Origin of the sequence: Nostocoides jenkinsii Ben 74 (genome assembly GCF_001046875.1) — a bacterium.
GTDB classification, from domain to species: Bacteria; Actinomycetota; Actinomycetes; order Actinomycetales; family Dermatophilaceae; genus Nostocoides_A; species Nostocoides_A jenkinsii.
Genome location: NZ_HF571038.1, coordinates 3,339,447 through 3,343,307 on the forward strand (window position 1 = coordinate 3,339,447; position 3,861 = coordinate 3,343,307).

The window sequence follows — 3,861 nt, forward strand, 5'->3', positions numbered from 1 at the left end:
GTCCAGCAGCTTCTGCCAGGAGTACTCCTCCGGCACGATCTGCTGCGGTCGGAGCTTCCGCGTGGCGCGCTCGTGCGCCATCTTGAGAAACAGGAGGTAGGTCAGCTGCTCGGTGTACTCGATGACACCAACGCCGTCATCACGGAGGACGTCGCAGTACGACCACAGTTTGTCGACCAATCGTCGTGAGTCAGTCATGGCGCGTGTTCTCTCACAGGCTCTCGAAGTAGTCCTCGTCCAAGCGATAGAGCGTTACCGTCTCCTCCGCCTGGACCCCAACGCCGTATGTGACCAGCAACTCGGCAAGGCGTCGCCCATCGATGAGCTCGATGCGTGCGTTGATCCGTTCCGCTTCTTGCACAGCACCCGCTGAGAACCGCGAAGTCGTGATGAAGACACCGCGGTCACCTTGTTTGCCGAGCAGAGCGCCCGCGAACTCGTGGATCTTAGGTCGATCGATGGTGCGATCCTCGGCGTAGCGTTTCGCTTGGACGTAGATGCGGTCTAGACCCAGCGGATCTTGGCTGATGATCCCGTCCACACCCGCATCGCCGGAGGCACTCGTGCGTTCGACCGACCCTGCGCGCCCGTATCCCATCCGTGCGAGGAGCGCGATGACAAGGTCCTCGAAACCGGTTGGGGAGAGAGTCATTGCCGCTTTGAGAACCTCACCCTCTACTGCTGATCGATTCGTCGCCACAGCCAACGCCAAGAGGTCGGACGGCGTGGCAGAGGCTTCGACTGTGGTTGCGTCGCGGCCCTCGCGAGCGAGGTCGGTGTTGGTCTTCTCCCGTGTTCGATCGCGAAAAGCCAGGTAGGTCGGATATGCCTCCAACTCCTTCATGCCGATCCGATCGGGGTATGTCGTCAGCGCGTCCCGACCGGCCGCGTTGATGACCACGCGCCCTCGAGAGGGTTGGTCGACCAGACCCGCCTGACGCAGGTACGTCAGGGCCCACCCGACTCGGTTATCCATAGTGCGCTGACGCCCGCTCGGCAGCATCTGCGCGCGCTCGTCATCCGACAGGTCGAACTGATCTGCCATCGCGTCCTTGACGTCTCGGCTGCGTCGCGTCTCGGCATCCGCAAGGTGCGCCAGCACTGGGCGCATCAATGTCTGGAAGTCAGGAATAGTCATCGGGCACGGCCTCGCTCCCTGCCTGAGCAAGACCGCGGAACTCGGTCCAGATCGCTGCAATCTCAGGCGTCACCGAGTAGTACTGCTGGTATGTGTCGCCAGCCGCATAGTTCACCGAGAAAGGCGCATTCGACCGTCCGAAACGATGCTTGAGCGTGATGCCGAAACCGCCGAAGTCTCCACGATGCTGGGGTGCAGCACGACCAGTGATGGCCTGGATCTCATCGCCGCCCACGTACTCCCCCACCCGCCGAGAGCACTCGTCCATCGTGACGAGGATGGTCTCCGAAACTCCGGAGGAGCTCAACATCTGCAGATCGTCACGCGTCCACTCGACCTCTGGGGAGGAAGGTGTCGCTGTCGCCGTTGCCACGCGACTCGGCGACACGACGAAGTCCTCTGCTTGGGGGACTGGCCAGACTTGGGAGACCGTGATGACGTGCCCCTCTTCCATCGAGTAGGCCTGTACGCGGGTGAGAGAGATGTCGATTCCCCGCTCGGACAGCCAGACCGCCGCCGATGTGACCTTGGGGGTGAAGTCACCTGCCACGATGACGATTCGCGGGTTGCGCAAGGTGTCGGCGCTCAGCATCGGCGCGTGAACTTGAAGTCGAGAGAGTGCATCGTCGGAAGTCCCGACGGCATCTGGCCTTCCACGATGGAAGCTGAGGAAGGCGTCCGCCAGCATGTCAGGGGTGAACCGGGAGGCGCGGGAGGCGTAGTTGATCGCCTGAATAGTGACCAAATCGGGTGTCATGTCGCGCTTCAACTCCGCCACCACGAGCCGACCGTCCTGTCCCAGCCCGAGCACGTCGAGGCGGTCCGGGTCTCGGCCCTCCTTGGAGAACCACTGGTCGAACTCACTCGTGACGATCAGGACGTCTTCGCCCAAGATCTCCGGGTTGGCCAGCACCCACTCCTGGAGGTGCTGTCGCTCCTTGAGGCCGGCGGCCTCGAGCGTCGAGGTCTTCATGGTGACTGCTGACGTCCCGTTGACTCGATACACCAGTTCGCCGCTCATCTCATCGCCTTCCCGTGGCCCGAAACCATGTCCTCGATTACTTCGGTGTCCGTATGCCGTCCCGTCAACTTCCCCTCGAACGCTGCGGCGAGTATCGCTCGTCGCAAACTGGCGGAATGAGCCTGTGACCGATGAGCAGCCTTTTCCAGCCGATCTACCTCTTCGAGCCGGTCACGCAACTCGTTCACGACCCTGGCCGAGACACCCTCGGGCGGCACGATCACCGGCATGCGCCGGATCATCGACAGGCTGATGGACGCCAAATTCACACTCTGCTTGCCATTCCGCTCCGCCCATCGACCACCGAGCGTGTTAGCGGTGTACGAGAGAAAGTACGGGTCCAGATCGATCCGGAGTCGCGCCCGGAAGACGTGGTTCTGATGGATACAGTTCGGAACTTCGCCTTCCCAGACCCATCCTCGCGCGAGCTTGTCTCGGTCTCCGCCCTCGTTGAGTAGCACGTCGCCAGCCCGCAACTCGAGCGCTTGTGCCTTCTGCGGTGTAACCCTGATCGAAGACACCTCGTCGAGCTTCAGAGCACCCCGCTGCACATTCGCGACTCGCAGATAAGGCACTTCCACCATGCCTGGCAGTGACTGCTTCTTGGAGTCCTTCGTCACGCCGCCCACGACCTCGGCGACGTCGCCGAGGCGCCGCCATGTCCAGCCTTGAGGTAGCGATGGGAGATCGCCGTCCTGCGTGCCCGCGTCGGTCAGGTCGCAACCGCTTCGGGGGATCGTGACATCGGCCCCGGTGACGGTTCGGCGGATAAGTTCCTCGCGTAGAGACGCCGCCCGCGCTAGTGCCGCGGACGCATAGTCCGCCGCGGCGTCAAGGTGGGAAAGGTGTTCTTCGAGGATCTCGACGATCCGCCGCTGCACAGTGAGCGCTGGATAAGGGATGAACTGTGCCTTGACCTCTCGGTCGAGCACTGCTGGGTAGCTGACTCCCTTCTGAAGGGGGAGGATCTGGTCCTCGAACTGTTGCGACTGAACGAAGTAGAAAAGATACTTCGAGTCAATCTCGTCCTTGGGACGCAGGACGCAGTAGCCGGTCGAGGCAAACTCCCCGTGTAAGGCATTCCCCACGTAGCCGATCTTGCGCAGATACGGGCGAACGGTCGAGTAGAGGGTGTCGCCGGCAGCAATGACCTGCCGGCACCGACTGGGCGCTTTGGCCGCTTTAATCTCCGGTACTTCGGAGAGCACAGCTGTGGGACCGTCAAGCGATCCGATGTCTACGTACCGAATCTGGTCTCGACCTGTCTCAACTGGATCCAGCTTCTGCGCCTTCACGGTCAGATCGGAAATGGGTGCCGTCATCCACCCGGGAAGTACGGCCTTCACGCGGTGAGTTCCGCGTTGAGTTCGTCGAGGTAGGTCTCAGCGCGATCACCCAGATCCCGTAGGGCACCGTCGACGCCGCCCTTCTCGGTGAAGGGTGCACGGTCAAGATCATCAGCGGTGATGCCGACGGAGGACGCGATCACGTCGACCATGCGGTCCAACCACCACCTCTCCAAGGGCGAGAACTCGGTCCCCGACTGTTCCTGCTGAGCCAGCCAGGCGGCATACCGCTCTTGGACGCGGGCGGCATAGGGGACGAGCTCGTCGTCGAGGCCGACGGTATATCGCAGCAGTGACACCAGGTCGGTGAGGGTGTGTCGGTCGCTGTGGCGGACGCGGTCGACGTCGATGGCTTC

Annotated in this window: 5 protein-coding genes; all 5 read right to left on the reverse strand. The window is 62.4% G+C overall.

Annotated features, from left to right (window positions below; all coding sequences use genetic code 11):
• The coding region (locus tag BN13_RS15935; RefSeq protein WP_048548171.1) for a type I restriction-modification system subunit M N-terminal domain-containing protein at positions 1–198 on the reverse strand (198 nt) is incomplete at its 3' end.
• 13 nt (positions 199–211) lie between these two features.
• Positions 212–1,138, reverse strand: coding sequence for a restriction endonuclease (locus tag BN13_RS15940; protein WP_048548172.1), 927 nt, complete (start codon positions 1,136–1,138; stop codon positions 212–214).
• Positions 1,125–2,159, reverse strand: coding sequence for a PDDEXK family nuclease (locus tag BN13_RS15945; RefSeq protein ID WP_048548173.1), 1,035 nt, complete (start codon positions 2,157–2,159; stop codon positions 1,125–1,127). Before BN13_RS15945 ends, BN13_RS15940 begins: the two co-directional genes overlap by 14 nt.
• Entirely contained in the window at positions 2,156–3,454 is a 1,299-nt protein-coding gene (locus BN13_RS15950; RefSeq protein WP_162199980.1) for a restriction endonuclease subunit S, read from the reverse strand. Before BN13_RS15950 ends, BN13_RS15945 begins: the two co-directional genes overlap by 4 nt.
• 47 nt (positions 3,455–3,501) lie before the next feature.
• Positions 3,502–3,861, reverse strand: a 360-nt coding sequence (locus BN13_RS15955) for a type I restriction-modification enzyme R subunit C-terminal domain-containing protein (RefSeq protein WP_048548174.1), incomplete at its 5' end; no start/stop codon positions are given.